The sequence below is a fragment of the Lentzea aerocolonigenes genome (genome assembly GCF_000955955.1).
GTDB lineage: Bacteria > Actinomycetota > Actinomycetes > Mycobacteriales > Pseudonocardiaceae > Lentzea > Lentzea aerocolonigenes_A.
In genome coordinates this window covers 1-3,931 of the sequence record NZ_JYJG01000234.1, presented here as the reverse complement: position 1 = coordinate 3,931, position 3,931 = coordinate 1, and the positions used below count along the sequence as shown (strand labels likewise).

Sequence of the window (3,931 nt, the reverse complement as noted above, 5' to 3'; positions counted from 1 at the left end):
GTCGACGACGGCCAGCGCGTCGATCTCCACCAGCAGACCGGCCGGCAGTCCCACGTAGACGGTCGTGCGAGCGGGCGCCGGCTCGGTCACGAACTCGCCGTAGACCTCGTTCAGCTCCGCGAAGTGCGCGGTGTCGGTGAGGTAGACGCGGATCATCACCACGTCGTCGATGGACGCGCCACCGGCCGCGAGCACCGCGTGGAGGTTCGCGAACGTCTGCCGCGTCTGCTCGGCGACGGTCGTGCCGACGATCTCGCCGGTCTTCGGGTCGAACGCGACCTGGCCGGCCACCTGCAGGATGTTGCCCTTGCGCACACCCTGCGAGAACTTCGCCACCGGCTGCGGCGCGTCGGCGGTCTTGATCTCAGCTCTGCGGATGGGAACCCGTTGTCCAAGGTTGAGATCAAGACCGCCGACGCGCCGACCGAAGTCCTCGCCCCACTCCACTTTGGACACGTTCGCAGCGCCCAGCGACCTCCTCGAACGGAACGACGACACAACGACGCAGCTCCCGAATGAGAGCAGAGGCCACCGCGCGGTGAACTCTGGGGTCGTCGTACGGCAAATTCACCGCTTCCACAGCTCTCGGCGCAAACAGGCCCTCCCCGTAGAGCACTCCTCGTACGCCCGCGATCGGGAACTCGCGAACGCGGACAACCACAGCGCCACGCCGCAACGCCGGGCACAGCTTCAACGACACGGAAACACAGGGGCCGCAAATGGGCGGTTCGACAGAGGCCATGCCTTCGGGCCAACGCGGCCAGTCGCCGCGGTAGTCCCGGAGCAGCCACAGAACCCCGCCATCCGACCGGTCCGCAGGTCCCGCGCAAACCTGACACAACAGCAGACGCATAGCCCGCCGTTGCCGCAACGGGTGAACCCTGCCGAACTCGGGTCGCCCCACGCCCTCACGTACTGAGGTTCGAACCCACAGGACGCCATTGGCATCTCGGTCAGCCAGAACCTCATCGGCGTAGCCGATGCCGTGGCCGGACCGCTCCACCAACCTGGACGGCAGATCCTGTTCCACGCTCCAGGCGGTGATGTGGGGTACGGCAGGACTGGAATTCAACATCCAGATCACCACCTGTCCGGCGCTGATCCACGAACGAGGCACGGCGCGCCAGGAGCATCCGGCGATGGCAGCCCGAGCAGCCCCTCAACCACGTCGGCCAACGAGCCCGCGCGTTCCCACACCACCGCGCCCACCGGGTTGATCCGGATCGCCAGGCAGTCCGTCGCCGAACGAACACGGATGCTGTCCGCCCACTCCTCAGGCCAGAGCCGGTATCCGAACACACCGCCGTCCTGCGAGAGCGGAGGAAACCTCCAACCGGCCTTGCGCAACCAGATCAGAGGCGCGACGTCAGGGCACTCCCGCAACGCCGCCGCATCACGATCTTCGACGGCCATCACGCCCTCCGCCACCGTTCCCTCCCCGATTTGGGCCGATGGGACAGCAGTGGCGTAGTGCGCGCTCCCGGACAGGGTTGAACGGGAGACATGCGCACATTGCTACCCCATCGACCCGGACAACGTAGCATTCGGACAGTCCGAATAGATGGTGTCCGAATGGGTGATATCCACATCGGCCGCACGACCGAACGTGGATAGGGTGATCGCATGGCGATTGGCAGCACGAGGGGTAAGCGCAGGTTGGGCCGGTACGTCCGCTCGATCATCGAGAGGGAAGGCCTGACTCAGAGCGATGTCGCCAAGCGCGTCGAACCCTCACGGCAAACCGTCATGCGACTCATGTCCGGGGACGGTCTACCGAAGTGGGCGACCGTACTTGAGATCCTGTTCGCGGTAGGTGCGAGCCGCGAGGAGATCCTCAAGGCTCAGGAGCTGCACGCAGTCGCTGATGTCGACACCAACAAGATCCCGTTCACCTCACACCTCTCCGCCGACTACCTGCGATTCAGGATGGACGAGACTGAGGCGTCGGAAGAGCTGACGCTAAACCAGCTGTTGGTTCCGGGCATGTTGCAGACTGCGGCGTACGCTGAGTCAGTCGCGCTCAAATCGGCGCCGCGACTTAGGAAACCTGACTGGGCCGAGCACGCCGCAGCGGAACGGATCAGTCGCCAAGCGCTGCTCCACCGCGAGCCCGAACCGCTGGTGCTACACGCGTTGATCGACGAAGCCGCGCTCCGCAAGCTGGTGGGTGGTCCCTCGGTCATGGCCGACCAGCTCAACCACCTCATCGAGCTATCCGCCTGGCCGAACGTGACCATCCAGGTGATCACCGACGAACTGGGCGCCTACCAAGGTGCGCACGGCAGTCCGCTCACACTGCTGCGGTTCCCCGAGACCGACGAGTCCGACTGCGCCTACCTGGATGGCGTTCCACGCATGACGATCTTTGAAGAGGACTCGCAATCAACAGACGTGCTGTCCGCCGTGTGGCGCGACGTGGCAGCCGACGCGCTGAGTCCGGACGACTCGGTCGCGCTCATCTCTGAGATACTAGACAGGGTAAGGAAAAGATGACCGATCTCTCGTGGCGAAAAAGCACACGGTCAGGTCCTGAGCAATCTTGCGTAGAGGTTGCCTTCTCTCGCCGCAAGGCGCACATCAGAGACTCCAAGAGTCCTGACACCGGAATGCTGACCGTCCCCACCGGCACACTCACCGCGTTTCTCGACAGCATCAAGGCTTGACGGATGCGAAGTTGTGGCGAGCCACCGACCGGCTCGCCACGCTCCAAGAGGCGAAGGACACCGCGTGGCGACACTGGGAGAGGTAGCCGCTGCGGTCCAGAACGCGTTGGACAAGTCCGAGCAAGCGCGCCGAGCGCTCGCTCTCGCCGCGGACCTCCTCGATGAAGCGATCCAGATCTTCGCCGACACACTGGCCGGTTCACAGGACCCCGAGACCGCCCAGGTGCTGGCTCTGCTGACGCAAGCTCACACCGGCATGGTCGACGCCCACCGAGAACTGGCGGCGGCTGAAGCCGGAGCACGGGAGTACCTGAGCCGCATCCGCCCTGCCGAAGCCGGCGGCCAAGACAGTGGTCCCCCGGCCTCGACGCCGTCTCGCATCGAGCAACTGCGCGCGGAACTACCGCCTCCCGTGGTGCGAGGCAGCGGCCAGAAGACGCATGGCCGATGGATCGCACCAGATGGATCGGCACGCTCATTGGTCAGCGGACGGGACGACCTGTCGAGCAAGGTCAACGAAGCGCTGAAAAGCCAGGGATGCCCTCAGCTTCCGGCCCGCGCCGCTGACGACGTCGAGCTGAAACTGGCCGCGCTGATGCGAGAAACCGGCGAAACCGATTCTCGAATGCGGCACGTCACGCTCGTGATCAACAACCGTCCTTGCAAGGGTGATCTCAGTTGCGACGAACTGCTGCCTGTCATACTGCCCGAAGGGTACTCACTGACGGTGCACGCCCCGAACTACCGCAAGAGGTTCACCGGAGGAGCAAGACCGTGGTGGCGTTGAGAGCGTGGTACGACCCGGACGCCGATGACGAGCCGATCATCGTCACGAGCACCGACGACGCGGACGCGTTGCTGGACAAGCTCATCGCTGACAGCACGTCCATGCAGGTTCCGCCGCTCATGCAGCTGTCCCGACGCGATTCGGGGGGCTGGGCAGTCCTCCACGTCGGCGTCAACGCGGATCGAGGCATCCTCACCCACACCTCCGCCGCTGGTTCGTCCGTAACGAGGAACAGCCCCGACCCGAACGGTGACCCTCTGGTCTACGACTACATGGGGCACCTGCGCGAGGTTCCGGCCAACGCCGAAATCCCGCTCCCAGATCTCCGCAAGGCCCTGCACGACTTCGTCAGTACCGATGGCGAACGGCCCGACTGCGTTGACTGGCAGCAGGAAGAGTGACGAGCCGGGCGCTGACCTGATCGCACCCGGCCCATCACGAGATCCGATCAGTCGACGACGGCCAGCGCGTCGATCTCCAC

At 65.0% G+C, this 3,931-nt stretch carries 6 protein-coding genes; 4 read left to right on the top strand and 2 right to left on the bottom strand.

The genetic code is table 11. The annotated features are described in order from the left end of the window. The coding region (locus tag UK23_RS28270; RefSeq protein WP_045314699.1) for a RidA family protein at positions 1 to 378 on the bottom strand (378 nt) is incomplete at its 3' end. A gap of 702 nt (positions 379 to 1,080) precedes the next feature. After that, complete coding sequence (locus UK23_RS28265; RefSeq protein ID WP_052685132.1) at positions 1,081 to 1,428, bottom strand: hypothetical protein; 348 nt, start codon at positions 1,426 to 1,428, stop codon at positions 1,081 to 1,083. A gap of 195 nt (positions 1,429 to 1,623) precedes the next feature. Here UK23_RS28265 and UK23_RS49020 point away from each other — a divergent pair, with 195 nt between their 5' ends. The 4 genes from UK23_RS49020 (at position 1,624) to UK23_RS49015 (ending at position 3,851) form a co-directional block, all read left to right on the top strand. After that, positions 1,624 to 2,493: a helix-turn-helix domain-containing protein gene (locus UK23_RS49020; protein WP_052685131.1), complete on the top strand. Its 870-nt coding sequence runs from the start codon at positions 1,624 to 1,626 to the stop codon at positions 2,491 to 2,493. Then, positions 2,490 to 2,663, top strand: coding sequence for a DUF397 domain-containing protein (locus UK23_RS50620; RefSeq protein WP_082115036.1), 174 nt, complete (start codon positions 2,490 to 2,492; stop codon positions 2,661 to 2,663). The genes UK23_RS49020 and UK23_RS50620 overlap by 4 nt, the downstream gene beginning before the upstream one ends. A gap of 64 nt (positions 2,664 to 2,727) precedes the next feature. Further along, positions 2,728 to 3,450 (top strand): DddA-like double-stranded DNA deaminase toxin, encoded by a 723-nt coding sequence (locus tag UK23_RS28255; protein WP_045314695.1) that lies wholly within the window; start codon positions 2,728 to 2,730, stop codon positions 3,448 to 3,450. Then, positions 3,438 to 3,851 (top strand): Imm1 family immunity protein, encoded by a 414-nt coding sequence (locus UK23_RS49015; RefSeq protein WP_052685130.1) that lies wholly within the window; start codon positions 3,438 to 3,440, stop codon positions 3,849 to 3,851. The genes UK23_RS28255 and UK23_RS49015 overlap by 13 nt, the downstream gene beginning before the upstream one ends. The last annotated feature ends 80 nt before the right edge of the window (positions 3,852 to 3,931 follow it).

Excerpts from the sequence above, each read along its gene's own strand:
- UK23_RS49020 (WP_052685131.1), top strand. The coding sequence starts at position 1,624 with ATGGCGATTGGCAGCACGAGGGGTAAGCGCAGGTTGGGCCGGTACGTC.
- UK23_RS50620 (WP_082115036.1), top strand. The coding sequence starts at position 2,490 with ATGACCGATCTCTCGTGGCGAAAAAGCACACGGTCAGGTCCTGAGCAA.